This window comes from Janthinobacterium sp. C22 (assembly GCF_057919405.1).
The window spans coordinates 5,862,923-5,887,165 of the sequence record NZ_CP193659.1; the positions used below are offsets into that span (position 1 = coordinate 5,862,923).

The following is a 24,243-nucleotide window of genomic DNA, read 5'->3' on the forward strand; positions in this document are numbered from 1 at the left end:
GATCAAACAATCGCGCATTCCTTGTGGCTTTTTGGCACGGTATTTGCGCTTTGCTTGATCTTTATTTACCGAGTTCGCGCTCGACCGCATACACGGCGATCTGCACGCGGCTGCTGAGCTTAAGCTTTTTGAGGATGTTTTGCACGTGGATTTTCACCGTGCTTTCGGCCACGTCCAGCTGGCGCGCGATTTCCTTGTTGCTCAGCCCTTGCGCCAGGCACGCCATGGCTTCGCGTTCGCGCGGCGTCAATTTGTCATAGTCTTCCTGCGGTGCGTTCTGCCCCGCGCGGAACTGCGACACGAGCTTGGCCGTCATGGCGTCGGCAATCACGGATTCGCCGGCGGCGGCGCGGCAAATGGCCTGGCCCAGCTGCTCGGCTTCTATATTTTTCAGCAAGTAGCCGCGCGCGCCTGCACGCAGGGCCGCGCCCAGGTCGGCCGCGTTTTCCGACACGGTCAGCATCAGCACCACCATCTGCGGCATATCCTGCAAGATCATCTGCAGCGCCTCGACGCCGGACACGCCCGGCATGTTCAAGTCCATCAGCACCACGTCGGGCCGCAGTTCGGCCGTCAGGCGCACGCCGTCGAGCCCGTTCGATGCCTCGCCCACCACCTGGAATTGAGGATTGCGCTGCAGCAGCAGCTTGACGCCGCTGCGCAGCAAGGTGTGGTCGTCGACCAGCAGGATTTTGATTGGTGCGTTCACTATGTTTGTTGCCTGATAAGGATGATTCATCTGTTACGCGGCCTGGCGCCGCGCCGCCGGCAAGGCCAGCGAAATCGTCGTGCCGCCGCCGGGCGTGCTGTCGATGGCAAATTGCGCACCGAGCCGCTCGGCCCGTTCCTGCATGATACGCAAGCCGATCTGCAATTCCGTTTTCTTGTCGCGCAGGTTGGCGGCAAAGCCTTCGCCATCGTCGCGTACCTGCAGCGCAAAGTCGCGCCCATTTTCCACGCGCAACGCCACGTTGCTCGCCTGCGCGTGCTTGCGGATATTCGACAGCGCTTCCTGCACGATGAACAGGATCTGCAACTGCTGCTCGGGCGCCAGCGGCGCGCCGTTGCCGCTCATCTCCAGCGTGCCGGCGACGCCCGTCTGCAGCTCGAACTTGGCCAGCACTTCGCTGAGTTTGCTTTCCAGGTCGCTGCCATGCCAGCGCGTGCGGAAATTGACGAGCAATTCGCGCACGTCCTGGTAGCTTTGCTCGACGCCCATGCGCATCAGCGGCAGCACTTCTGCCGCTTCGTCGAGCTGGCCCCGGCGCACGGAATCGTCGAGCATCTGCACTTGCAGGCTGATGAAGTTCAGGCTTTGCGCGATGCTGTCGTGCAAGCCCTCGGCCAGCAGGCTGCGTTCGCGCGCCACGGCGAATTCCTTTTCGCGCGCGATCAGGCGCTGGTTTTCGATGGCGATGCCCAGGCTCTGGCCCAGCGTCTCCAGCCAGCCCTGCTGCTGCGCATGCACGGCTTGCGGGCGCGCAAAGTGCAGCGAAAAACTGCCCACCACCTGCTCGCGCGCGAGGATGGGGAAGACGGCGATGGCAATGAAACCTTCGTCCTGGCAACGGTAGCGCTGCAGCGCATCGACCTGGCGGAAATCGCGGATCTGGATCACGCCCTGCGCCACGGCCGCGCCGCACAGGCAATCGTTGTTGCGGATACAGTGTTCCTCTTCCACCATGGCGTCGGAAATACCCTCGTGCACGATGATGTGCACGGTGTCCTGCTGCGGATCGAGGATGCGCACGGTGCCGCCTTCGGCCTGCGCGAACTGCATCACGTGGCGCAGGAAGCCACGGCACAGGGCATCGATGGCGTGCTGTCCCGCCAGCAAGGTGGAAATGTCATGCAGGGTGGCCAGCTGGCGTTCCTGCGCGGCGCTCAGGCCCGATGCGGCTTGCGCCAGGCGGCGCTGGCGCCAGCGCGAGGCTGGAAGTTGTTTGCGGGAAGGTTGACTGCGCGGCGCATGCATGAAGAACTCGAATCTGAAAAGTGATACGCCCGGCAAGCGCTGCGGCCTGCCGGACTGGTGAAGGTTACAAATGGATCTCGGTACCGAGCAGCTTGACGAACTGCGCCAGCCAGGCCGGATGGGCGGGCCAGGCCGGGGCCGTGACGAACTGGCCATCCGTGACGGCGTCCGTGACGGCGATATCGGCATACGTGCCGCCCGCCAGTTTCACTTCCGGCGCGCAGGCGGGATAGGCGGAAATGCGCTTGCCGCGGATGACATCGGCGGCGGCCAGCAATTGCGCGCCGTGGCAGACGGCCGCGACGGGCTTGCCCGCTTCGGCGAAATGGCGCACGGCGGCGATGACTTTCTCGTTCAGGCGCAGGTATTCGGGCGCGCGGCCGCCGGCGATCATCACGGCGTCGTAGTGGGCCGGGTCGATCTCGTCGAAGCTGGCGTTCAGGGTGAACAAATGGCCCGGCTTTTCCGTGTAGGTCTGGTCGCCCTCGAAATCGTGGATGGCCGTCTTGATCGTCTCGCCGCTTTTCTTGCCGGGGCAGACGGCATGCACGGTATGGCCCAGCATCAGCAGGGCCTGGAACGGCACCATCGTTTCATAATCTTCTGCAAAATCGCCGGTCAAAAACAGAATTTTCTTCGCTGCCATTTAGTTCTCCTATGAAAGATTGATCCCGCATCCCTGCCTGCAGGATGCACCGCAAGGCGTATCTTAGCGCGACTTGGCAGCCATACTGGATATTTATCAAACTTTTGCCACTGAATGCAAACATTTGGAGGCTGAGGCAGAATTATTTAAAGGCTCGCAGGTCAAATACAGACGACCCTCTTTGAAAGCCTGGCCATGAGTACCTCCACCAGCCCCCTTGCCAACCCTGCGCCTGCCCTGATCCGTATCTTCGACCATCTTGCCGATGCGCAGCAGGCCCGCAGCACCCTGCTGGGCGATGGCTTTTCCGCGCACGCCGTGCAGCTCGACACGGTCGACGACGAGGCCGTTCCCGTGCAGGGCAAGGCGGCGTGGCGCGGCATGTTCCGCCTCGTCGTCGCCATCGGCACTCCCCAGGAACGGGAACGGGCGCACGCCATCGTGCAGGCCTGCAATGGCTGCGATATCGAACAGCGCACGGCCAGCCACGCGGGCAGCCAGCGCGCGGGCGCAGGTGCAGGCAAACAGGTGCTGGCAGGCTGACGCCCTCCCCGCGCGGCGAAATTATGGCAAGATCACCGTTCCTTCATTCCACAGCGGAACTTGCCATGATTTTTGAAATTGCCCACATCCAGATCAAATCGGCCACGCATGAAGCCTTCGAGGCGGCCGTAGCGAAAGCCGTGCCCCTGTTTCAGCGCGCGCGCGGCTGCGAATCGATGCGCCTGGAGCGTTCTATCGAAAACGGCGACGCCTACCGCCTGGTGGTCGGCTGGACGACCCTGGAAGACCATACCGTGCATTTCCGCGGCAGCGACGACTTCCAGGCCTGGCGCGGCCTGGTGGGCGAATTCTTTGCCGCCCCGCCCCAGGTGGAACACATGAATACGGTGGTCACGGGGTTTTAAGTCGGGGCTCACACTGCACGCCGTCTGCCCGCCGAGCTTGTCGGCGAGTTTGTCGGCGGACGTGGCCGCGAAGTTGTCCGCGCAGTTGTCCGCGAAGTTGTCCGATTACGCGCGGCTTTGCCGCGCCTCGGCGGCCCCGCTAATCGGACCTACGCCACGCATAGACGCCTGGGCGCAGCTTAGACGGCAGGGTGATGGAACACTTGCCGCAGATACGCGAGGAAGGTTTCATCCTTGCACAGGGTCTTGCCCGGCGAATCCGACAATTTCGCCACGGACTGGCCATTGCAGCGCACCAGTTTCATGACGATATTGAGCGGCGTCAAACCGACGTCGTTGGTGAGATTGGTGCCGATGCCAAAACCCGTCATGATGCGGTCGGCAAAGTGCTGATACAGGGCGAAGGCCTTGTCCAGGTCCAGGCCGTCGGAAAACACGAGGCGCTTGGTGTTGGCGTCGATGCGCAGGGCCGCGTAGTGGGCCAGCGCCTTCTCGCCCCACTCGACGGGGTCGCCCGAATCGTGGCGCAAGCCGTCGAACAGCTTGGCGAAATACAGGTCGAAGTCGGCCAGGAAGGCATCCATGCCGACCACGTCCGTCAGGGCGATGCCCAGGTCGCCCCTGTACTCCTGCACCCAGTCTTCCAGTGCCGCCTTTTGAAAGTCGCGCAGGCGCACGCCGAAGGACTGGAACGACTGCATGTATTCATGCGCCATGGTGCCGATCGGCACGATGCCGAGCTTTTTCGCCAGATACACATTCGACGTGCCCTTGAAATACTCGGGCACTTCGCGCGCCAGCCGTTGCACCACCTCGTCATGCCAGGCGCCGGAAAAACGCCGGCGCACGCCGAAATCGGAAAATTCAAATGGATGCTTGCGCCGTGGCAGCTTGCCGAATTCCTTGACGGCCGCCACTTTCAAGCCCAGGCGGTGACGTCCTTCACGCATGGCCGCATCGAGGTCGAAGCGGCGGAAGTACAGTTCGTTGATGATGTACAGCACGAAAATCTCGAAGCCCATCACGTGCACCTGCGGCCCGGCCGCATGCACGATCAGGGTGTCGCCGTCCGTGCTGACGTCGATGAATTTTCTCTGAAAACGGAACACCGTCAAAAAGTCGACGAAATCGCTCTTCATGAAGCGCAAGGTGCGCAAATAGGCCAGCTCGTCGTCGGCAAACGACATCGAACACAGGTGGTCGAGCTGTTCTTCCAGCTCGCCCTTCAGTTCGGCCAGGGGAAAGGCGGTGGCGTTGCGGCAGACAAATTCGTACTCGGTATGGGTATTCGGATGACCGTGCAGCAAGGCTTGCCACATTGTAAATTTATACAGATCGGTTTCCAGCAAACTGCGCACTATCGGGGTCATGTGTGTTTTCTCCAACTTCCTGAAGCCAGAATAGTACGCCACCGCAAGCATTTCAGCAGGGTTCGCTTGCAGGAAAGCATCAATCGCCTGCGTTGGCCAACAACTCGGGCAAAACATCGGCGGACGTGGCCAGCCGCGCGCCGCGCTCGCGCATGGCAGAAAGGAAATCGCGCTGCTGCGCTGCGAAGCCCGTGACGGGGCTCATGCAGTCCGTCAGCAAGACCAGGCGCGACAGGGCCACCTTGCCTTGCTGCGCTTCCAGGTAGTCGGCGATGTGCTCGGTGCTGGCTTTGACGCAATGGCTGCCCGCTTCGCCGCAGATGTAGAGTTGCTGCGCCGGCAGCAAGGTGTCGAGGAAAGCGCGGTTGAGCTGGGTGGCCGCATCCTGCGCATCGGGCACTTCCGCCATGACGGCCGAGTAGTGCTCGGTCCACGGATTGGAACCCTTGCTCAGCTTGGCCACCACTTGCAAGTTGGCCACTTCCCAGGCGTTGTAGGCGGCGCGCACGGCCGCGTGGATATTCTGGCCCCAGCTGCCGATCTCGCAGTGTACGGGCCACACCATCAGCTGGTAGCGCCCCGCCTGCTGCAAGGCGTCGAGGTAGGCCAGCGCGCGCGGCAAGGCGCCGCTGGCGGCGGGCAGGAACAGGCGGTCGCGCACTTGCTGGGCGCTGATCTGCGTAAACGGCGGCACGGCGGCTCCATCGCCCGTGCGCCAAAAGGCGGGGTGGGCGATGTCGTAGCGGTGGTGGGCGTCGAGCGTCACGCTGATCTGCGTCAAGCCGCCGCCCCCTTCGCGGATCAGCTGCGCCACGCGCAGCATGTCGGCGTGGGCGCCGGGCACGGCCAAGGCCGGCGCCGCATCGGGCGGCAGCCAGGTGGCAGGCAAGTCGCAAAAATCGTTTTGCGGGTCGATGACGAGCAAGTGCAGCTGGCGTTTCATGGCGGTCCTCGTGCGTGGCAGGAAGTTGCATGATAATGGCAACATCGCCATCACGCCAATCCGGAGCCCGCCATGCACCTTGCCAATCGCAGTAACTTGCGCCCGAACAAGTTACTCAACAGCAAATGGACGGCCGTCACGCCCGTCAACAAGGAAAAACATTTTCTCGTCATCAAGCTGTGCGCCCCTGTCACGCCGGATGAAGCGGCCACGCATGTGGAACTGGAAGCCGTGCATTCGGGCCGCGTGCACATCCTGCCCTGGCGCGCGCTGCGGGATACCGCGCAGTGGCATCAGGGGTGGAAGACATAGCGGCGCTGGCGCCGCTCGACCAGCTTGACGGCCGCCTCGTCCGCTTCCGCCATGGCGTCCGCTTCCGTCGTGAACTGGTGGTCGGCCGACACCCGGCGCTTTTTCACCAGGTTCACCCGGTGCATGGGGTTGGGCGAAGGGGCATAGATGGCGACGTACGCGCCCCATAGCTTGCAGCCCCGCAAGCGCTCTGCCGTGTAATTCACCTCATAAAAATCAACATACTTTATCGGCACGATGTGCGCTCCAAAAATGACATGGCCGGACAGCTTGTCTCTACGGACTGACGCGGTGAGGGTAAAACCATGCGCTCGCGATTGCTCAGGATACTCAATTCAGCTCTCTTTTTATCACGCGGCACAGGGAAAACTTGAACGCTTGCCTGATCGCCAGGCATGGCGGCACGTCCACTGAAAGTATAGACGATGCAAAAAAATTGTTGATAGGAAACCCCGTACTGAACGCGGGGGGCACGGTGGAAATCCGCGCGCTGCCGCGCGACTGACGCGGCATGGCGGGCGGCTATTTTCCTGCCTCGGCGGCGGGATGCATGGACCAGACGACGCTGAGGATCTTCCATTCGCCGTCGCGCTTGACCATCTGCCACGCTTCCACGCCATAGTTCGACAATTTGCCGCCGACGAGGAATTCGTAGTCGAAGTTGACCCACGCCACATGGCGGTCCTGGGTGATCTTGACGTTGTAGAATTTTTCTTCCGTGCGCTGCGGTTCGCGCTTGATGAAGCTGGCGAAAGCGGCGTAGCCGCCCGCCCCGACACCGTCGAAGTGGACGTCCGTCGTGTCGCGCATGTTCTTGATGAAAGCATCGTCGGCCGGCGAGGCGAACAGGATGTTGGTGTGCAGCATCAGCGACGACAGCAGTTTGACATCCTTGGCGATCAGGGCCGCCTGGAAGTCGGCGACGACCTGCTCGATGGCGCGGATATCCTCGGGCGTGGAGGCGTGGCGGCCCACGTGGGGCGGCGCAGGCGGTGCAGCGGGCGCGGTCTGCGCCAGCGCCATGCCTGCCGAAAACAGGGAACAGCCGAACAGTACTGCGCTTGCCAACTTGTGCATGGGGGACTTTCATGGCGAACGGCTCGCCGGCCTGGCACGGGGCGTGCCGCCGGCAAGCTTATGTCAACCATGGCAGATTGGCAATCCCTCTTTGGAACTACGGCGGAGTAGACCTCAGGCAGCCAGGGCCTCGATCGAGGCGCGGCCCTTGGCGATCGCGCTGGCGACGGCATCCTCGCCCATGGCCACGCCTTCCGCTTGCACGAACTCGATGTCGGTGATGCCGATGAAGCCCAGCGCCGTGCGCAGATAGGTGCTCAGGTAATCATACGCGGCGCCCGGGCCTTCGCTGTAGACGCCGCCGCTGGCCGTGAAGATCACCGCTTTCTTGCCCGTGGCCAGGCCGACGGGGCCCGTCGCCGTGTACTGGAAAGTGCGGCCCGCGCGCGCCACGTGATCGATCCACGCCTTCAGGGTCGACGGCACGGAAAAGTTGTACATGGGCGCGGCCAGCACCAGCACGTCGGCCGCCAGCAATTCGTCGACCAGGGTATCGGACAACTGCACCGCCGCTGCCGCCTGCGCGCTGCGCTGCTCGGCCGGCGTGAAGAAGGCGCCCATCACTTCTTCCGTCAGGTGCGGCACCGGTTGCGCGGACAGGTCGCGCTCGACGACGCTGGCGCCTTGCGCGGCCAGTTTCGCGACGAATTCGCCCGACAATTGACGCGACAGGGAACCGCTGTTGCGCACGCTGCTATTGATGTACAAGACCTTGCTCATGAAGTACTCCTGGGAAAACGGGTGACGGGATGGGCCGCATCGCAGCCCTTGCATACAGGATAGTTCAGGTCTACCATCGAGAAAACCATGTAAATATAAATGATTAGCATCGAATTTTTAGATAAGGAATCATCATGAGAGAACCGGGCCAGCCTTCGCTCGACCAGTTGCGCGTGTTCGTCGCCGTCATCGACGCGGGCGGTTTCGCCCACGCGGCGCGCCAGCTGCACCGCACGCAATCGGTGATCAGCTACACCATCGCCAACCTGGAAGAACAACTGAATGTGGTGCTGCTCGACCGCGGCAAGCGCAAGCCCACGCTGACGGACGCGGGCAAGGCCCTGCTGGCCGACGCGCGCGCCGTGGCCCTGAAGGTCGATGGCATGCGCGCGCGCGCCAAGGCGCTGGCCGGCGGGCTGGAGGCGGAAGTGTCGGTGGTGGTCGACGTGATGTTCCCCACCTGCGTGCTGGTGCGCGTGCTCGAGGCGTTCCAGGCGCAGTTCCCCACCGTCGCCCTGCGCCTGCGCATCGAAGCCATGGGCGCCGTGGCGCAACTGGTGATGGATGGCAGCTGCCACATCGGCCTTGGCGGCTGGATGACGGCCACGGCCAGCGTCTTCGAGCGCCTGGCCGTCGGCCACGTGCGCCTGATTCCCGTGGCCGCGCCCAGCCACGCGCTGGCGCAGCTGGCCGGCCCGATTCCTTCCAGCGTGGCGCGCGAACACGTGCAGCTGGTACTCAGCGACCGCAGCGTGCTGACGGAAGGCCAGGATTTCGGCGTGCTGGGATTGCGCAACTGGCGCCTGGGCGACCTGGGGTCAAAACACGCGCTGCTGCGCGCGGGCCTGGGCTGGGGCAACATGCCCGAAGCGATGGTGCGCGAGGATTTGACGGAGGGACGGCTGGTGCACCTGCCGCTGGCCGTCGACAATGGCGAGAATTACCCGATTTACCTGATCCAGCGCGCCGACACGCCGCCGGGCCAGGCGGGCAAGTGGCTGACGGAGCGGTTTGCGGAGCAGCTGCCGCTGCTACCAGAAGCGGGGTTCTAGATAAGTGAGCGCGAAGGTATGATAGTGGCCCGCAGCGGGAATCTGGGGTCAGACCCTCAACACCGCCAACGCAAAGCTCAGTGCCAACGTGTCCGGGGGTCTGACCCCGGCCGTTAACGGGGTCAACCCGGGGTCAACCCGGAGTTAACTTTTAATTACAAGGATTCACATGGCCGGCATCGACGACTTCGTCAACAAGCAAAAACCAGGCGCGCGCTTCGTCATCACGGCGCAGATGCTGCGCATGACGCCGCAGCAGTTCGACGCGCTGGCGCAGGAGTGGATGGAAGACGGCGGCCCCGGCTTCGACGTGGCCGGCATCCCGCACCGGGTCGTCGTCGATGGGCAGTTTTATATTGCCAGGCTCACCGTGGCACGCCACGGCGAGCCCGAATAAAAGCTACTCGACGCCCAGCACGTGCAGGCGGCGGCGCAGGCGCGCCACTTCTTCCGATAGATCGACCACCAGCGCGGCCAGTTCCGCGTTCGCGTCGAACACGGATTCGATTTCGTGCAGGCGGCGCGCGCGCACCAGGTCCAGGCTGGTGAAGCGCCATGCCGTCAGCTGGCCCGCCGGCGGGCCGTCCTGCAGCAGCACGCCCGTCTGCACGTGCTGCACCACCCAGTCCGGCTCCACCGCACAGGCGCGCGCCAGTTCCTCCAGGCTCAGGGCACGGTCTTCGAGCAGCTCGCCAATTACCTTGTTTGTCATGATTTACCCTCCCAGCTTCTGGCGCGGATTGAAAGCCATCTCGCGCGCCATGGTTGCATACAGTTCGCGCGCCTTGTCGTCGTTCGCCGGCGGCAGCACCACTTCCAGCAGCAGATACAGGTCGCCCGGCTGGGCGGCGGGAATGCCGCGCCCCTTCAGACGCAGCTTGCGCCCCGTCTGCGAATTGGGCGGCACCGTGACGGACACGGTGCCCGACGGCGTCGGCACGTCGATCTCGCCGCCCAGCGCCGCCTCCCACGGCGTGACGGGCACGGTCTCGAACACGTCGCGCCCTTCCACCTTGTAGCGCGCGTCGGGCCGGAAGCGGATTTCCAGGTACAAATCGCCGGCGGGCGCGCCACCGCTGCCGGGATTGCCCTGCCCCTTCATGCGCAGCTGCTGCCCTTCCGTGACGCCTTTCGGTATCGTCACTTCCAGCGTGCGCTCGCGCGTCACCACATGGCCCTGCGCATCCGCTTCGGGCACGCGCATGACGATGTGGCGCCTGGCGCCCTGGTAGCTGTCCTGCAAATCGATGGTGATGGCGGCGTGGCTGTCCTCGCCCTGCATCTGGAAACTGCCGCCAGCGCGGCGCCGCCCGCCCACGTGGGCGAACAGGTCGGCAAAGAAGTCGCTGTCGTCGGCGCCCGACGATTCGTAGCCCGAGCCCCAGTCCGGCGGCGGCCGGAAGGGCTGGCCCTGCGCGCCCTGGTTACGGCCAAGTTCATCGTAGGCGGCGCGCTTTTCCGCGTCGCCCAGCACGCCGTAGGCCTCATTGAGGGCCTTGGTGCGCTTGTCGGCGTCCGGTTCCTTGCTTACGTCGGGATGGTATTTGCGCACCAGCTTGCGGTACGCCTTCTTGATGTCGGCCTCGGTCGCCGTCTTCTCGACGCCAAGCTCCTTGTAGTAGTCCTTGTATTCCACCGTGCTTGCTCCCCATGGTTGAACTGCCTATGGGAAGAGTACACGAATTGGGCCGTGGACAGCGTGCGCACAATACGCCGCCGCCCGGCAGCGGAATCAGCGCACGCGGCGCAGCGAGGAAATGCGGCGGTCGAGACCACCGTGCAGGCGGCCGTAGCTGCCTGGCCCCATCACCACGCAGCGGCCACGGAAGTTGGCATCGACGCAGAATTCCCAGCGGCCGTAATTGACGACGATCGATTCGGCGCGGTCGTTGAAGCCATAGCGGCTCAAGTCGTGCACCTCGCGGTCCAGGCGCACGGGCCGGCCGCGCATGCCGGCGTCGGGGAACAGCAGCACGGCGCCATTCATGTCGGGACGGTGTCCGCCGCCGTGGCCGGGATAGCCGGGATGAGGACGCTCCGGCTCGGGACGCGGCGGGCGCGGTGGATACGGGCGGTGATCGCCGCCGCCATGGCCCGGGCGGCCCACTTCGCGCACGGAGGAAACGGCATCGTTCATGCCCGGCATGCTGTCGTAGCGGCCAGGCTGCAGCACGCGGCAATTGCCACGGTAATTGGCGTCCTTGCACACTTCCCAGGTGCCCGAGCGCACGATGATGCTCGAGGTCTTGTCGTTAAAGCCCATGCGCGACAGGTCGCCCGTGTCGGAGCGCAGGGTGACGGGACGGCCGCGGAAACCGGCGTCCTGGAACAGCGTGATTTCGCCCGCCGATGCGGCGAGGGGGCGAGGAAGGTGGCGGCGCACAACAGCGCGGGCCGGAAAGATCGAACCATGACAACTCCAATACTGAGACATTTTCGCCAGTGTAGACCAGGCGGCAGGCGGCGAGTGTAACAAAGGGCAAGCAAATGTCAGCGCACGGCAGCGAATGTAAAAACCGCCTGGCGGGATCAACCCGGCAGGCGGCCTGTCTGCACGACGTCAGGACGGGATCAGCGCACGCGGCGCAGCGAGGAAATCTGGTTTTCCATGCTGTTCAGGCGGCCATATTCGCCCGGCCCGATCACTTCGCAGCGACCATGGAAGTTCGAATCGCTGCACACTTCCCACTGGCCCTCGTTGACGACGATGGACGAGGCGCGGTCATTGAAGTTGTAGCGCACCAGGTCTTCCGCATTGCGGTCCAGCGCCAGCGGTTCGCCGCGCATGCCCGCTTCGGGGAACAGCAGGACGGCGCCGCGCTGCTGGTATTGCGGCTGCTGGTATTGAGGATATTGCGGCTGGTCGTACTGCGGCCGCTGGTACTGATTATCGTACTGCTGCTGGCGGCGCGCTTCGCGCTCGTCGACCATGCGCGCCGACGAGACGCGCCCGTCGAGGCCGCGTCCCAGGTCGTCGTGGCGGCCAGGGCCGAAGATGCGGCACACGCCGTTGTAGTTCGAGTCGCTGCACAGCTGCCAGTAGCCGTTATAGACGACGATGCTGGTGGTGCGGTCGTTGAAACCGATACTGACGAAATCGTCCGTATCGCGGTTCAGGCGCGCCGAGCCGCCATTCTGGCCCGCACCCGAATACACTTCCAGGGTGCCGCCACGGCCATAGCCGCCATGGCCCCGGTCCGGATCGCGTCCCGGGCGTCCCGGATTGTTGCCATCGCCTCGCCCCGACTCGCGCACCGAACTGATGGCGTCGTTCATGCCCGGCATCGAACGGTATTCGCCCGGCCCCAGGGTGCGGCAATTGCCGCGAAAACCAGCATCGGTACACACATCCCAGGTACCCGAACGCACCAGGATGCTCGATACCTTGTCGTTAAAGCCCATGCGCGACAAATCGTCCGTCGTCTCGCGCAGGTTCACCGCGCGGCCACGCAGATCGACGTCCTCGAACAAGGTGATATCGCCCGCATGGGCGGCCGCATGGGCCCCCAGCGATAGCAGCAAGGTGGCCGCGCATGCCAGCGTGTGTTTGAAAGGGCCCGTCATGATTAACTCCATTCTTCATTCTTTGGTGATGATTTGCCTGGCGGTTGCGCCAGGATGCTAGTGTAACAAATACAAGGCCACGCGGAAGGCCCGATCACGCGCTCAGTACAGGCGGCGCAGCGAGGAAATACGCTTGTCAAACGTCGTGTTCAGCACTTCATACTTGCCCGGCCCCATGCGCTCGCAGCTGCCGTTGAACTGCGAGTCCGTGCAGACTTCCCAGGTGCCTTCGTTGATGGCGAGGGATGCGGCCTGGTCGTTGAAGTTCAGGCGCACCAGGTCGCTGACGTCGCGATTCACCTGCAGCCCGGGCCCCTTCAGGAACGCGCGGCCATACAGCACCACCAGGCCCTCGTCATTTTGCGGACGGTTCTCCTCGCGCGGATCGACCAGGCGCGCCGACGACACGCGTCCGTTCAGGCTGCCCAGGTCATCGTGGCTGCCAGGCCCGAACACGCGGCAGCTGCCACGGTAGTTGGAATCGCTGCACAGCTGCCAGTAGCCGTACTCGACGCGCGCGCTGCTGGCGCGGTCGTTGAAGCTGATGTCGACCAGGTCGTCGCGGTCCGAGTTCACGCCGGCCGACGCACCGCGCTGGCCGCCATCGGCGAACAGCTCCAGTGCCGCGCGGCGGCCACCGCCGCTACCGCCGCTCCCCTGCCCCGTGCCGACTTCGCGCACGGAGGAAATCTTATCGTTCATGCCGGGCATCGAGCGGTAGTCGCCCCGTTCCAGGGTCTTGCAATCGCCCTTGAAATCGGCATGCGTGCACACTTCCCAGCTGCCCGAATCGACCTGGATGCTCGAGACGGTGTCATTGAAATTGACGCGCGACAAGTCGTCCGTCGTGTCACGCAAGACGACTACGCGCCCCTTGAAATTATCATCGGTATACAGGCGGATCTCGCCGGCCTGCGCCGCGAGGTGGACAAACAGCGAACTGGCACACAGCAGAGCAAAGGCGAGCGGGCGATTCATGGGGCGGTCTCCGGTGGTGGCAAAGGTAAGTGATCGACATGACAACTGATGTCAGTGTAGCCATCCGCAGAAAAAACGGTGTAACAAAGTATGGGAAAAGCACAATAAATTGTTACCAAAAGCAATAACAAGCCCCTGCGGGCCTGTTATTGCCACTTCGCGTACCGCCTGCCCGGCGTCAGCGCACTTCGCGCACCGACGAGATGCGGTTGCTCATGCGTTCCAGGCTCGCGTACTCGCCCGGCGCCAAGGTGCGGCAGCGGCCACGGAAGCCCACGTCCTCGCACACTTCCCAATAGCCGGAGCGCACGCGCACGCTTTGCACCGTGTCATTGAAGTCGCGCTCGCGCAAATCGGCCGAAGCGTTGCTCACGCTCAAGCTGCGGCCGGCGAAATCGTCGCGCGTATAGAAGGTCAGCTCGCCGCCCAGCGAGCGCCCGGGCAAATGGCCGCGCTCGCGGTCACGGTCACGGCGGTCGTCCCAGTCGCGCCCCCGGTCGCGGTCACCGTCACGGTCGCGGCCCCGATGGCCGTCCCAGCCGCCGCGCACTTCGCGCAGCGACGTGATCTTGTTGGCGCGGCCATCGAGCGACGGGTACTCGCCCGTCTCGAGCAGGAAGCAGGCGCCGCGGAAATCGGCTTCCTCGCACGCCTCCCAGCGGCCCGAGCGCACGCGGATGCTTTGCGTCGTGTCGTTGAAACGCAGATCTTCGAGGTCGGCGACGGCATCGCGCACGGTCTGCGAGCGGCCGTGATAATCGTCGCGCGAATACAGGGTCAGTTCGCCGGCGCCGGCCAGTTCGGCCGTCATGGCGGCGCCCAGCAACAGGGCGCAGTTCAAGGCTTTCTTCAACATGGTCTTGCTCCATAGTCAGGATATTGCGGTTGACTATTTGGTCATTTTGCCAAATAGAGCGCGCAGTCTATCCGCGACTGGCCCACTTAGCTGTAACAAATGATTACCGTGCCGGTCCGGCCGCCGGGGCGCCCCGGCGGACAAGCAGGGCGAATGCCGGTAGAATCTTGTGTTTAGTCAAGCTTGCAGACCATGCCACACACTACCTCGTTCACCTTGCCCGCCATCCGCACCGAAGTCTCGTCGCTGTGGAAGCTGGCCTGGCCCATCCTGATCGGCCAGCTGGCCACCGTCGGCATGGGCGCGGCCGACGTGGCGATGACGGGGCACACGAATCCCGAGGAACTGGCGGCCGTGTCGCTGGGCGCGGCCATCTGGTCCATCGTGCTCGTCACCGTGAGCGGCATCATGATGGCGATCAATACCCTCGTGGCGCATGAAATCGGCGCCGCGCGCCACGACCGGGTGCCGCACATCGTGCGCCAGTCGCTGTGGAAGGCGCTGCTGGTCGGCCTGGTCGCCTGCCTGCTGACGAACATGGCGGCGCTGGTATTCGACCACCTGATGCTGGAACCGGCCGTGGCGTCCAAGGCCAAGCTGTTCGTGCACATCATCAGCTGCGCGCTGCCGCCGTTCGCCGCCTACCGCGCGCTGTACGGCTACAGCACCAGCATCAACCAGACCAAGCCCGTGATGGTCATCGCGCTGGCGGCGCTGGCGCTGAACATTCTCGTCAACTACCTGCTGATCTACGGCCACTGGGGCATGCCGAAGCTGGGCGGCGTGGGCTGCGCCGTGGCCACCACCTGCTGCGTGTGGATGATGCTGCTGGCCATGCTGGCGTGGATCCGGATCGCGCCCGCCTACCGCGCCACGTATCCATTCACGCACTGGGAATGGCCGCAGTTGTCGTCCATCGGCCCCATGCTGCGCCTGGGCCTGCCCATCGGCGTCACGTATTTTGCCGAAGTGAGCGCGTTTGGCGTCATCAGCCTGCTGGTGGCGCGCTTCGGCGTGATCCAGGTGTCGGCGCACCAGATCGCCCTCAATTTCTCGTCCGTCGTCTTCATGGTGCCGCTCACCTTCGGCATCGCGCTCGTCACGCGCGTGGGCCATGCCGTGGGCGAAGCCAATCTGCGCCGCGCGCGCTTCATTTCCTGGGTGGGCGTGGCCATGTCGCTGACGGCGGCCATCGTCTCGGCCACCGTCATCACCATCTTCCGCCACCAGATCGCGCAAGCCTACACGTCCGACCCGCAGGTGCAGGAACTGTGCGCGCAGCTGCTGCTGTTCGCCGCCCTGTTCCAGCTGTCCGACGCGACGCAGGTGGCCACTTCCTGCGCCATCCGCGGCTACAAGGTGACGCGCCAGCCGATGCTGATCCAGCTGCTGGCCTTCTGGGGCTTCTCGCTGCCGATCGGCTATGTGCTGGGCCTGGCGCCGCAAGGCTTCATCTGGTCGCCGGCCGAACCGATGGCCGCCGCCGGCTTCTGGATCGGCCTGGTCACGGGCCTGACGGTGGCCGCCGTGCTGCTGACCTGGTATCTGAACCGTTTGTCGCTGCAGCGCCTGCGCGCAGCCTGAGACAAGGAGCACCCCATGCCGCAACAACGCCCCTTCAAGCAAGTCGATGTCTTCAGCAGCGTGCCGTTCCTCGGCAATCCGCTGGCCGTGGTGCTCGACGCGAATGGCCTCGACGACGCGCAGATGCAGGCCATCGCGCGCTGGACGGGCCTGTCGGAAACCACCTTCGTGCTGGCGCCGCGCGACCCGGCGGCCGATTACCGCGTGCGGATTTTTCGCCCGAGATGGAATTCCCGTTCGCCGGCCACCCGACCCTGGGCACCGCGTACGCCCTGCTCGATGCGGGCATGCGGCCCAAGGGCACGCGCATCGTGCAGGAATGCGGCGTCGGCCTAGTACAGATAGAACGAGGCGCCGGCGGCGTGCTGGCGTTCCAGGCGCCGCCCTGCGCCACGCGCGCGCTCGCCCCGGAGCTGCTGCCGCTGCTGCAAACAGCGCTGGGCGGAGAACCGGCCGCGGGCGCCACTATTGTGGACATGGGCATCCGCTGGCTGTGCGTGCCGCTGGCCAGCGCCGCCGCCTGCCTGGCCGTGCGCGCCGACATCGCCGCGCTGACGCCATTGCTGGCCGCCGCCGGCGCCGACGGCCTGGCGCTGTATGGCCCGCACGCCGCCGGCGGGCCGGCCGACTACGAAGTGCGCGCGCTGCTCAGCGAACACGGCGCCCTGGTGGAAGATCCCGTCACGGGCAGCGCCAACGCCTGTATCGCGCAGCTGCTGGCGGGCAGCGACTACACGGTCCGCCAGGGCACCTGCCTGCAGCGCGACGGCCGCGTGTCCGTCAGTTTCCGCGCTGGTCACGCCTGGATAGGCGGCGCATGCCTGACCGTAATCGAAGGCACGATATTGGCTTGAACGGGGCAAAGCGCCATGGAATGGGCGGCTGCTGGATATTTTTGACGAAGGAAATACGGCCAGCAACGGTTTATTCCGTGGCTGGCGCTATCGCATAAACACGCATGCTCTGGTATCGTCTTACGCTTAGGCAACGCTCAAGCTCGCCTGTACATGCAGTGCCCTTCTTCTTCCAACTACCGAGACATCCATGCGTTTTATTCTTTGTTTTCTGGCCGCGATGGCCAGCGTTCCCGCATCGGCTGAAAAGCTGACCCTGGAACGCATCCACGCCGATCCGGCGCTGGCCGGCCCCGGCGTGCGCAACCTGAAAGTCTCGCCCGACGGCGAACGCGTCACGTTCCTGCGCGGCCGCGCCGACAACCAGTTCCAGCTCGACCTGTGGGAATTCAAGCTGAAGGACAAGAGCACGCACCGCCTGGTCGACTCGAAGGCGCTGGTGCCGAATGAAACGATTTCGCCCGAAGAGCAGGCGCGCCGCGAACGCGAGCGCACGGCCAGCCTGAACGGCATTCTCAGCTACAGCTGGTCGCCGGACGGCAAGCAGCTGCTGGTGCCGCTGGGCGGCAATCTGTATCTGGTCGACGCGGCCCATCCGGACAAGGCGCGCCTGGTCGCCAAGGGCAATGTGCTCGATCCGAAAATCTCGCCGAAAGGCCGCTACGTGTCGTTCGTGCGCGACCAGAACATCCATGTGATCGACCTGAAGTCGGGCCAGGAACGCCAGCTGACCACGGACGGCAAGGGCACGATCCGCAACGGCGAAGCCGAATTCGTGGCGCAGGAAGAAATGGGCCAGCGCACCGGCTACTACTGGGCGCCCGACGATTCCGCCATCGCGTATAAACGCTACGACGAAGCGCCCGTGCCCGTAGTGCGCCGCTTTGAAATCTTCGCCGACCGCACCGACGTCGTCGAGCAGCGCTACCCGGCCGCGGGCGACCCGAACGTGCTGGTGCAGCTGCTGATCGTCTCGCCGGAAACGGGCGCGCAGCGCCGGGTCGACCTGGGCACGAACCCGGACATCTATCTGGTGCGCGCCGACTGGAGCGCGGATAGCAAGTCGCTCGTCTACCAGCGCCAGTCGCGCGACCAGAAGACGCTCGACCTGGTCGCCGTCGACGCGGCCACCCTGGCGCAGCGCACCCTGCTGACGGAAACGTCCAAGACCTGGGTCAGCATCCATGACGACCTGCGCTTCCTGCCGAACGGCACCTTCCTGTGGTCGTCCGAGCGCACGGGCCGCAACCATCTGTACCTGTACGACATGGGCGGCAAGCTGCTGCACCCCGTCACTTCCGGCGCATGGGGCATCGACAGCGTGCTGGCCGTGAACCAGAAGACTGGTAAAGTGTTCGTCGCGTCGAACCGAGACGCCGTGATCGACAAGCAGACCTACGCCCTGGCCCTCGACGGCAGCACGGCCGACAAGCCGCAGCGCGTGACGAAAGCGGACGGCTGGCACGACACGACGTTCTCACGCAATGGCGAAGTCTTCGTCGACACGTATTCCGACCCGGCCACGCCGCCGCAAGTGAGCATCCGCCGCCCGGACGGCGCCATGGTGGGCTGGCTGGAAGAAAACGCGCTCAACGCCAGCCACCCCTACTTCAAATACAAGGCCGACCACCTGCCGACCGAGTACGGCACCCTGAAGGCCAACGATGGCCAGACCCTGCACTATTCGATCGTCAAGCCGTCGAACTTCGATGCGGGCAAACGCTACCCCGTCTACCTGTCGACGTATGGCGGCCCGCACTCGCAGCACGTGGCGCGCCGCTGGGGCAACAACTTCGACCAGTACATGGCGCAGCAGGGTTTTGTCGTCTTCCGCCTCGATAACCGGGGCTCGTCGCGCCGCGAGCGCGCGTTCACGGACGCGATCTATCACAAGCTGGGCGCGGCCGAAGTGGCCGACCAGTTGGTCGGCATCGACTGGCTGGGCAAGCAAAGCTTCGTCGATGCGAAACGCATCGGCGTGTTCGGCTGGAGCTACGGCGGCTTCATGACCCTGCGCCTGCTGTCGGCCGCGTCCGACAAGATCGCCATGGGCGTGTCGGTGGCGCCCGTGACCGACTGGTCGCTGTACGACACCCACTACACGGAGCAATTCCTCGGCATGCCGAAGGAAAACGTGGAGGGCTACAAGGCCAGCACCGTGTTCGCACACCTGGACGGCCTGAAGTCGCCGCTGCTGCTGGTGCACGGCATGGCCGACGACAACGTCCTGTTCAGCAACAGCACGCGACTGATCGACGCGCTGGTCAACCGCGGCGTGCAGTTCGACCTGATGACGTATCCGGGCGCCAAGCACGGCATCTCGTCGCGCGCGGGCCAGCGCCACGTGTACAAGAAAATCGAGCTGTTCTTCAAGCAGAACCTGATGAAGCCGGCACAGTAAGCTTGCGCTGCATCAAATAAAAAACCGCCGCCTGTCTCGCGACAGGCGGCGGTTTTTACATTCTTGCTGCCAGAATTAAGGCTTGCGCGTGACGGTCTCTACTGCTTCCTTCACATCGCCAACCTTCTTCTGCACTTTACCTTCGACCTGGTTTGCCAGGCCCTTGGCTTGCTGTTCTTCACTGCCGACGACTTTGCCAGCGGCTTCCTGGATTTTACCGCCGACTTCCTTCAGTTTACCTTCGACTTGATCTTTGTTCATGATGGATCCTCACTGTAGTTGGTACATCTGTTGTCCAGCCAAAAAGGCCGGTACTGCGGCTCACACGCTGCTTGTTGCGTGTCGATGTGTCCATAGTACGCAGTGGGGATCAAAGGCTCTGTACGGTTCCTAACACAGTGCCAACATCGTCGATCAGACCGTCAAATCCTTGCGCCACACGGTGGCCAGCCACGGCTGCTGGTCGCGCGGCAAGCCGGGCGGGCGGTAGTACTGTTCGACCAGGCTGAAACCGGCCGCCTGCACGTACGCGGCCCAGCTCGCTTCATCGTGGTAGCTGCCGTAGCGCGCGCCATTCCAGCCTTCCTGGTTCTGCCCGCGCGGGTTCGAGCTGAACAGCACGCCGCCCTCCTTCAGGCACGCGTGCAGGGCGCGCAGCACGCCGGGCAAGGCGGCGCTGGGCACGTGAAACAGCACGGCATTCGCGAACACGCCGTCGAAATGCGCAGCCGGCAGGTCGAGGTCGACGAAATCCTGCTGCCACACGGTGCAGCCGCTGTAGGCGCGCGCCATCTCGACGAAACGGGGGCAGCCATCGACGCCCGTCGCGTGGTGGCCCAGGGCCGTGAACGCCTTCAGGTCGCGCCCGGGGCCGCAGCCCAGGTCGAGGATGGCCAGCGGCGCCGGCTTGCCGATGGCGTTCAACAGCGCGCCGATGTTCTGGCTGACGTCGTGATCGCGCGTGCCTTCGAAAAACTGCTCGGCGCTGGCGTCGTAGTGAGCCAGGGTGCGGCCCGTGATGGCGTGGATGGGGTCTTGCTGGTCGTGCGGCGGGGTCGGTTTCATGGCGGTCCTGTCGATATGTTCCGCCATTTTACGGTGCCGGCGCGTCGGGCGTCCGGCACCGTCCATGATTACCAGACGCGCACGCGCTGTTCCGGCGCCAGGTACAGCTGCTGCCCCGGCTTGACGTCGAAGGCCGGATACCAGGCGTCGAGGTTGCGCACGGTGGCGGCGCGGTATTGCGCCGGCGCATGGCCATCCGTGAGGATTTGCTGGCGCGCCGCCGCTTCGCGCGCCTTGCTGCGCCAGCTGACGCCGTAGCCGATGAAGAACGCGCGGTCCGCGTCCGCCTGCGCCGGCTTGCCCTGCTGCGACAGGGTGAACGCGTCATGCGCGGCCGCCACGCCGGCCAGGTCGGCCAGGTTTTCGCTCAGGGTCAGCTGGCCATTCACGGCCAGGTCGGGGAACGGTTTGTAGGCGGCGAACTGTTCCACCAAGCGCTTCGATGCCGACTGGAAATGCGCCAGGTCGGCCGGCGTCCACCAGTCGCGCAGCTTGCCCTGGGCGTCGAATTGCGCGCCCTGGTCGTCAAAACTGTGGCTGATCTCGTGGCCGATGGTGGCGCCGATGCCGCCATAGTTGGCCGCATCGGATGCTTGCGGGTCGAAGAATGGCGGCTGCAGGATGGCGGCCGGAAAGTTCAGCGCATTTTGCAGCGGCAAGTTAACGGCATTGACCAGTTGCGCCGGCATGGCCCAGGCCTTGCGGTCGGGCGACTGGCCCAGCTTGGCCAGTTCCTGCCGGTAATGAAACTGTTCCGCCCGCTGCACATTCCCGAGCGCATCGCCGCGCACCACGCGCAAGCCCGCATAGTTTTCCCACCGTTCCGGGTAACCCACGCCCACGTACAGGGTCTTGAGTTTTTCCTGCGCCTGCGCCTTGGTGGCCGGCGCCATCCAGTCCAGCTTGTCGATGCGGCGCGAGAAGGCGGCGACGATATTCGTCACCATGTCTTGCACGCGGGCTTTCGATTCAGGCGGGAAATAGCGTTCCACGTACAGCTTGCCGACGGCGTCGCTGAGGGCCGCATTCGTCGCGGCCAGCGCCCGCTTGCTGCGCGGCGACTGCTGCGGCGTGCCGCTCAGGGCGCTGCCATAGAAGGCGAAGCGCTGATCGGCGGCCGCTTTCGGCAAGACGGTGCTGAAATGGTTGATCGCGTGGAAGGCCAGGAAATCCTTCCACGTGGCCAGCGGCACGCTCGCCACCAGTGCGGCGCTGCCCGTCATGGCCGTCGGATGCCAGACGATGAAATCCGTCTGCCGGCCCAGCCCTGCCGCTTCGAAGAAGGCTTTCCAGTCGAGTCCCGGCGCCTTGCTGGCGAAGTCGGCGGCACGCCACGCATTATTGCCCTTGGCGACATCGGCCGAATCCTCGCGGCTGGCGTGACTGGCGGCAATTTGTTGTTCCAGCGCAAACACGCGCGCGGCGCGGGCCGGCGCATCGCGGTAGCCGGCCTGCTGGAGCATGGCGGCGATATGCGCCTGGTAGCCCGCGCGCAAGCCCTGCATGCGCGCGCTGTCGCTCTGGTAGAACGCGCGGTCGGGCAAGCCCAGTCCGCCCTGCAGCAGGTAGGCCACGTTGCGCGTGGTGTCGTTCAAGTCTTGCGCCACCCACAGGCCGAACAGGTTTTCCGTATAAAAATTGGTGGCGTTGAGCGGGTCGACGTCGGCGCGCAGGCTCTCGCCCAGCGCGCGGGCCAGCCCTGCCCGGTCGCGTATGCCGTCGATCTTCCTGAGCAGCGGCTTGATCGGCGCCCAGCCTTTCGCTTCGATAGCCGCTTCATCCATCCAGGACCGGTAAAAATCGCTGACCTGGCGCGCGCCCGCATCCGCCTGCGGCGCCGCCGCCAGGCCTTCGACGAGGCCGATGATGCGCTCGTTGGTGGCGTTGGCCAGCATGGCGAACGAGCCCCAGCTGCTGCGGTCGGCAGGGATATCCGTGCTGCGCAGCCAGTCGCCATTCACGTAATCGTAGAAATCATCGCCGGGCAAGACCTGCGCGGCAGCGGGGGCGGCGGCGCTGGCGGCCGCTTGCTGGCCATGCGCCTGGGCAGGCAAACCGGTCAGCGAGACGCCGGCCAGGGCGAGGATGATGGCGGCCTGGACTGGTGTCCGGGACCAGGAAAAACGCAAACCGTGCATGACGATCCTTTCGATGTAATAGCCAAAATCATACCCTGAAAATCCTGCCTTTTTAGGTGAAAAAGCGTCCCCTAACTTTTTTGCATGTGGACAAAAAATCGGCATATAGTGGCACGACCGCACGCCGTACCGCGCGAACGCCAAGGAGATTGCCATGCAACTGGAAGCGCTGTTCCAGCATCCCCACGCCCTGCCTGCCGCCCCGAAGATCGTCGATGAACTGGTGCGCAGTTTCGACAACCCCGCCATCGCCACCGAAGACATCGCGCGCCAGCTGGGAGCGGACCCGGCCTTGAGCGCCAAGCTGCTGCGGCTGGCCAACTCGGCCTATTACCACGTCTCGCGCAGCATCGGCACGGTGGAAGACGCCGTGCTGATGCTCGGTTTTGTTACCGTGCGCACTCTTGTCATCAGTTCCGGCCTCGTCAGCGGTTTCAAGGCCGTGCCGGGCCTGAATTTACCGCAATTCTGGCGCTACAGCCTGCACAGCGCCGTGTCGGCCCGCTGGATCGCGAGGCAGACGGGCGACAACCAGGACCTGGCCTTCACCATCGGCATGATGCATGCGATCGGGCAACTGGTGATCCACGCCGCCATGCCCGAGCAAGCCATGCAGCTCGACAAGATTGCCCCGCCGCTCGATGCGCGCCGGCTCGACGCGGAACGGGTATCGCTGGGCTACGATTATGCGCAGGTGGGCGCCGAACTGGCGCGCCGCTGGAAGTTTCCGCCCGCCTTTGCCGAGGCCATCGCCGCCTTTCCCGATCCGCTGGCCAAGGCACCCTTGAACCGCCTGGCCGCCATCATCCACCTGGCCGCCTGGCGCGCGCGCATCGAGGAAAATGCCTTGAGCAATGAAGAAATCATCGCCTGCTATCCCAACGAGGTGGCCGAAGCGCTCGGTTTGCCACCGTCCGTGCTGGTCGACAGGATGCCGCCGCCGGCCGAACTGAGCGCAGGACTGGAAGAACTCGTCAAATAAATCCACCGCTGCCGGCATCGCCACCCCGGCATCCATGGGGGTTTGCGGACGATGCCGGCGGCCAGCCAGAAAACATCCAAATTATTTTCATTTTTTTCAAAAACACCCTCAAGTTCCCGTTGGACCCGCCGTTAATCTGGACAAGCGGTAATCCATTCACTAGTTACGGGTGTGCTCATGACCTCCAACGACGTTCTCTCGATGTATGAAAATATTGCAGGAATGACCAATAAAATGGTCGTGGCCGCACGTTCGAGCGACTGGAATGACTTGGATGCCCTGGAAAACCAGTGCGCCAGCGCCGCCAGCGCAACCATGGCGGGCAAGGTACCTGCCCTGGCCGGCGCCTCGCGCCTGCGCAAGATCGACTTGCTCAAGCAAATCCTGGCCAATGACCGCGAAATCCGCGCCATCACGGAACCGTGGATGACGCAGCTGTCGAACGCCATGCCAGGTTCGCGCGCCCGCATGTAAGCCAAGAGGCAAGCAAGTCGCCGCGCCAGAAACGACAAAAGCACCCGCGGGTGCTTTTTACGTCTATCACCCTGACATCGAGCGCGCCATCTGCGGCGCTCAAAAAGCAAGGTGGGGAATGTGGAAGGCGAGCCCCAGGTATCTCCTGGCGTCGCCTCGCTGCCGGTTGCATCCGGCGTTCGCGAGCACATCGTCGGCATCGCAAACCGCTTCCAGACCCAGGCGTTTATGCAACGCTACACCTGGTTTGCCGCGCCACACTATCGTTGGTGACTGCGCCAGGCTGGGGCTGTTTTGTCGTAGAGCAAGTCCACTGAATTAATCATATCACCATCTTTAAAAAA

27 protein-coding genes and 1 pseudogene are annotated in these 24,243 nt (G+C 64.2%); 11 read left to right on the forward strand and 17 right to left on the reverse strand.

What is annotated here, in order from left to right:
• Positions 1 to 61 precede the first annotated feature (61 nt).
• The 3 genes from ACRHIG_RS27580 to ACRHIG_RS27590 all read right to left on the reverse strand — a co-directional run bounded on the left by ACRHIG_RS27580 (position 62) and on the right by ACRHIG_RS27590 (position 2,621).
• Positions 62 to 739 (reverse strand): response regulator, encoded by a 678-nt coding sequence (locus ACRHIG_RS27580; protein ID WP_475417462.1) that lies wholly within the window; start codon positions 737 to 739, stop codon positions 62 to 64.
• A gap of 3 nt (positions 740 to 742) precedes the next feature.
• A complete protein-coding gene (locus tag ACRHIG_RS27585) occupies positions 743 to 1,975 on the reverse strand; it encodes a GAF domain-containing sensor histidine kinase (protein ID WP_489628580.1) in 1,233 nt (410 codons plus the stop codon).
• A 64-nt stretch (positions 1,976 to 2,039) separates the two neighbouring features.
• The gene (locus ACRHIG_RS27590) at positions 2,040 to 2,621 is read right to left on the reverse strand and encodes a DJ-1/PfpI family protein (RefSeq protein WP_287777691.1); all 582 of its coding nucleotides are present in this window, start codon (positions 2,619 to 2,621) and stop codon (positions 2,040 to 2,042) included.
• A 195-nt stretch (positions 2,622 to 2,816) separates the two neighbouring features.
• On the opposite strand from ACRHIG_RS27590, the gene ACRHIG_RS27595 reads away from it, so the two are divergent.
• Positions 2,817 to 3,164 (forward strand): hypothetical protein, encoded by a 348-nt coding sequence (locus ACRHIG_RS27595; protein ID WP_475417460.1) that lies wholly within the window; start codon positions 2,817 to 2,819, stop codon positions 3,162 to 3,164.
• A 65-nt stretch (positions 3,165 to 3,229) separates the two neighbouring features.
• Entirely contained in the window at positions 3,230 to 3,529 is a 300-nt protein-coding gene (locus tag ACRHIG_RS27600) for an antibiotic biosynthesis monooxygenase family protein (protein ID WP_070221804.1), read from the forward strand.
• 179 nt (positions 3,530 to 3,708) lie between these two features.
• On the opposite strand, the gene pncB is transcribed toward ACRHIG_RS27600, so the two are convergent.
• Positions 3,709 to 4,899 (reverse strand): nicotinate phosphoribosyltransferase, encoded by a 1,191-nt coding sequence (pncB, locus tag ACRHIG_RS27605; RefSeq protein WP_070221805.1) that lies wholly within the window; start codon positions 4,897 to 4,899, stop codon positions 3,709 to 3,711.
• Between the two features lie 79 nt (positions 4,900 to 4,978).
• The gene (locus ACRHIG_RS27610; protein ID WP_489628581.1) at positions 4,979 to 5,842 is read right to left on the reverse strand and encodes a cysteine hydrolase family protein; all 864 of its coding nucleotides are present in this window, start codon (positions 5,840 to 5,842) and stop codon (positions 4,979 to 4,981) included.
• A gap of 72 nt (positions 5,843 to 5,914) precedes the next feature.
• On the opposite strand from ACRHIG_RS27610, the gene ACRHIG_RS27615 reads away from it, so the two are divergent.
• Entirely contained in the window at positions 5,915 to 6,154 is a 240-nt protein-coding gene (locus ACRHIG_RS27615; RefSeq protein ID WP_489628582.1) for a TIGR02450 family Trp-rich protein, read from the forward strand.
• Here the strand turns inward: ACRHIG_RS27615 and ACRHIG_RS27620 are convergent.
• The 3 genes from ACRHIG_RS27620 to ACRHIG_RS27630 form a co-directional block, all read right to left on the reverse strand.
• The gene (locus ACRHIG_RS27620) at positions 6,136 to 6,390 is read right to left on the reverse strand and encodes a hypothetical protein (RefSeq protein ID WP_489628583.1); all 255 of its coding nucleotides are present in this window, start codon (positions 6,388 to 6,390) and stop codon (positions 6,136 to 6,138) included. The genes ACRHIG_RS27615 and ACRHIG_RS27620 overlap by 19 nt on opposite strands.
• Before the next feature lie 286 nt (positions 6,391 to 6,676).
• Positions 6,677 to 7,231, reverse strand: a complete 555-nt coding sequence (locus ACRHIG_RS27625; protein WP_489628584.1) for a nuclear transport factor 2 family protein — start codon at positions 7,229 to 7,231, stop codon at positions 6,677 to 6,679.
• 114 nt (positions 7,232 to 7,345) lie between these two features.
• Positions 7,346 to 7,951 (reverse strand): FMN-dependent NADH-azoreductase, encoded by a 606-nt coding sequence (locus ACRHIG_RS27630; protein WP_475417455.1) that lies wholly within the window; start codon positions 7,949 to 7,951, stop codon positions 7,346 to 7,348.
• Between the two features lie 134 nt (positions 7,952 to 8,085).
• On the opposite strand from ACRHIG_RS27630, the gene ACRHIG_RS27635 reads away from it, so the two are divergent.
• Positions 8,086 to 9,003 (forward strand): LysR family transcriptional regulator, encoded by a 918-nt coding sequence (locus ACRHIG_RS27635; RefSeq protein WP_099410583.1) that lies wholly within the window; start codon positions 8,086 to 8,088, stop codon positions 9,001 to 9,003.
• Between the two features lie 169 nt (positions 9,004 to 9,172).
• Positions 9,173 to 9,400, forward strand: a complete 228-nt coding sequence (locus ACRHIG_RS27640) for a hypothetical protein (protein ID WP_475417454.1) — start codon at positions 9,173 to 9,175, stop codon at positions 9,398 to 9,400.
• A 3-nt stretch (positions 9,401 to 9,403) separates the two neighbouring features.
• Here the strand turns inward: ACRHIG_RS27640 and ACRHIG_RS27645 are convergent, their stop codons facing one another.
• The 6 genes from ACRHIG_RS27645 to ACRHIG_RS27670 all read right to left on the reverse strand — a co-directional run bounded on the left by ACRHIG_RS27645 (position 9,404) and on the right by ACRHIG_RS27670 (position 14,401).
• On the reverse strand, positions 9,404 to 9,715 hold the full coding sequence (locus ACRHIG_RS27645) for a chaperone modulator CbpM (RefSeq protein WP_034759737.1): 312 nt from the start codon (positions 9,713 to 9,715) through the stop codon (positions 9,404 to 9,406).
• 3 nt (positions 9,716 to 9,718) lie between these two features.
• On the reverse strand, positions 9,719 to 10,639 hold the full coding sequence (locus tag ACRHIG_RS27650) for a DnaJ C-terminal domain-containing protein (RefSeq protein ID WP_489628585.1): 921 nt from the start codon (positions 10,637 to 10,639) through the stop codon (positions 9,719 to 9,721).
• Between the two features lie 96 nt (positions 10,640 to 10,735).
• Positions 10,736 to 11,386 carry a beta/gamma crystallin family protein gene (locus ACRHIG_RS27655; RefSeq protein ID WP_489628586.1) on the reverse strand — a complete coding sequence of 217 codons (651 nt, stop codon included), beginning with the start codon at positions 11,384 to 11,386 and terminating at the stop codon, positions 10,736 to 10,738.
• A gap of 188 nt (positions 11,387 to 11,574) precedes the next feature.
• On the reverse strand, positions 11,575 to 12,567 hold the full coding sequence (locus tag ACRHIG_RS27660; protein WP_475417451.1) for a beta/gamma crystallin family protein: 993 nt from the start codon (positions 12,565 to 12,567) through the stop codon (positions 11,575 to 11,577).
• Positions 12,568 to 12,669: 102 nt separating this feature from the next.
• A complete protein-coding gene (locus ACRHIG_RS27665; protein WP_475417450.1) occupies positions 12,670 to 13,545 on the reverse strand; it encodes a beta/gamma crystallin family protein in 876 nt (291 codons plus the stop codon).
• A 178-nt stretch (positions 13,546 to 13,723) separates the two neighbouring features.
• Positions 13,724 to 14,401 (reverse strand): beta/gamma-crystallin, encoded by a 678-nt coding sequence (locus ACRHIG_RS27670; protein ID WP_489628587.1) that lies wholly within the window; start codon positions 14,399 to 14,401, stop codon positions 13,724 to 13,726.
• Between the two features lie 192 nt (positions 14,402 to 14,593).
• Here ACRHIG_RS27670 and ACRHIG_RS27675 point away from each other — a divergent pair, with 192 nt between their 5' ends.
• The 3 genes and pseudogenes from ACRHIG_RS27675 to ACRHIG_RS27685 all read left to right on the forward strand — a co-directional run bounded on the left by ACRHIG_RS27675 (position 14,594) and on the right by ACRHIG_RS27685 (position 19,240).
• A complete protein-coding gene (locus ACRHIG_RS27675) occupies positions 14,594 to 15,985 on the forward strand; it encodes an MATE family efflux transporter (protein WP_489628588.1) in 1,392 nt (463 codons plus the stop codon).
• Positions 15,986 to 16,000: 15 nt separating this feature from the next.
• A pseudogene (locus ACRHIG_RS27680) lies at positions 16,001 to 16,839 on the forward strand (PhzF family phenazine biosynthesis protein).
• Between the two features lie 190 nt (positions 16,840 to 17,029).
• Positions 17,030 to 19,240, forward strand: a complete 2,211-nt coding sequence (locus tag ACRHIG_RS27685; RefSeq protein WP_489628589.1) for a S9 family peptidase — start codon at positions 17,030 to 17,032, stop codon at positions 19,238 to 19,240.
• Between the two features lie 75 nt (positions 19,241 to 19,315).
• Here ACRHIG_RS27685 and ACRHIG_RS27690 read toward each other — a convergent pair whose 3' ends face one another.
• The 3 genes from ACRHIG_RS27690 to ACRHIG_RS27700 form a co-directional block, all read right to left on the reverse strand.
• Positions 19,316 to 19,501, reverse strand: a complete 186-nt coding sequence (locus tag ACRHIG_RS27690; RefSeq protein ID WP_071324957.1) for a CsbD family protein — start codon at positions 19,499 to 19,501, stop codon at positions 19,316 to 19,318.
• Positions 19,502 to 19,654: 153 nt separating this feature from the next.
• Positions 19,655 to 20,305, reverse strand: coding sequence for a class I SAM-dependent methyltransferase (locus ACRHIG_RS27695; protein ID WP_489628590.1), 651 nt, complete (start codon positions 20,303 to 20,305; stop codon positions 19,655 to 19,657).
• A 68-nt stretch (positions 20,306 to 20,373) separates the two neighbouring features.
• Positions 20,374 to 22,443, reverse strand: a complete 2,070-nt coding sequence (locus ACRHIG_RS27700; protein WP_489628591.1) for a M13 family metallopeptidase — start codon at positions 22,441 to 22,443, stop codon at positions 20,374 to 20,376.
• 154 nt (positions 22,444 to 22,597) lie between these two features.
• Between ACRHIG_RS27700 and ACRHIG_RS27705 the strand changes: the two genes are divergently transcribed.
• The 3 genes from ACRHIG_RS27705 (at position 22,598) to ACRHIG_RS27715 (ending at position 24,172) form a co-directional block, all read left to right on the forward strand.
• Positions 22,598 to 23,425: an HDOD domain-containing protein gene (locus ACRHIG_RS27705; RefSeq protein WP_489628592.1), complete on the forward strand. Its 828-nt coding sequence runs from the start codon at positions 22,598 to 22,600 to the stop codon at positions 23,423 to 23,425.
• Between the two features lie 201 nt (positions 23,426 to 23,626).
• The gene (locus ACRHIG_RS27710; RefSeq protein ID WP_489630883.1) at positions 23,627 to 23,899 is read left to right on the forward strand and encodes a flagellar protein FliT; all 273 of its coding nucleotides are present in this window, start codon (positions 23,627 to 23,629) and stop codon (positions 23,897 to 23,899) included.
• Between the two features lie 120 nt (positions 23,900 to 24,019).
• Entirely contained in the window at positions 24,020 to 24,172 is a 153-nt protein-coding gene (locus tag ACRHIG_RS27715; protein WP_161911801.1) for a hypothetical protein, read from the forward strand.
• Positions 24,173 to 24,243: the final 71 nt, after the last annotated feature.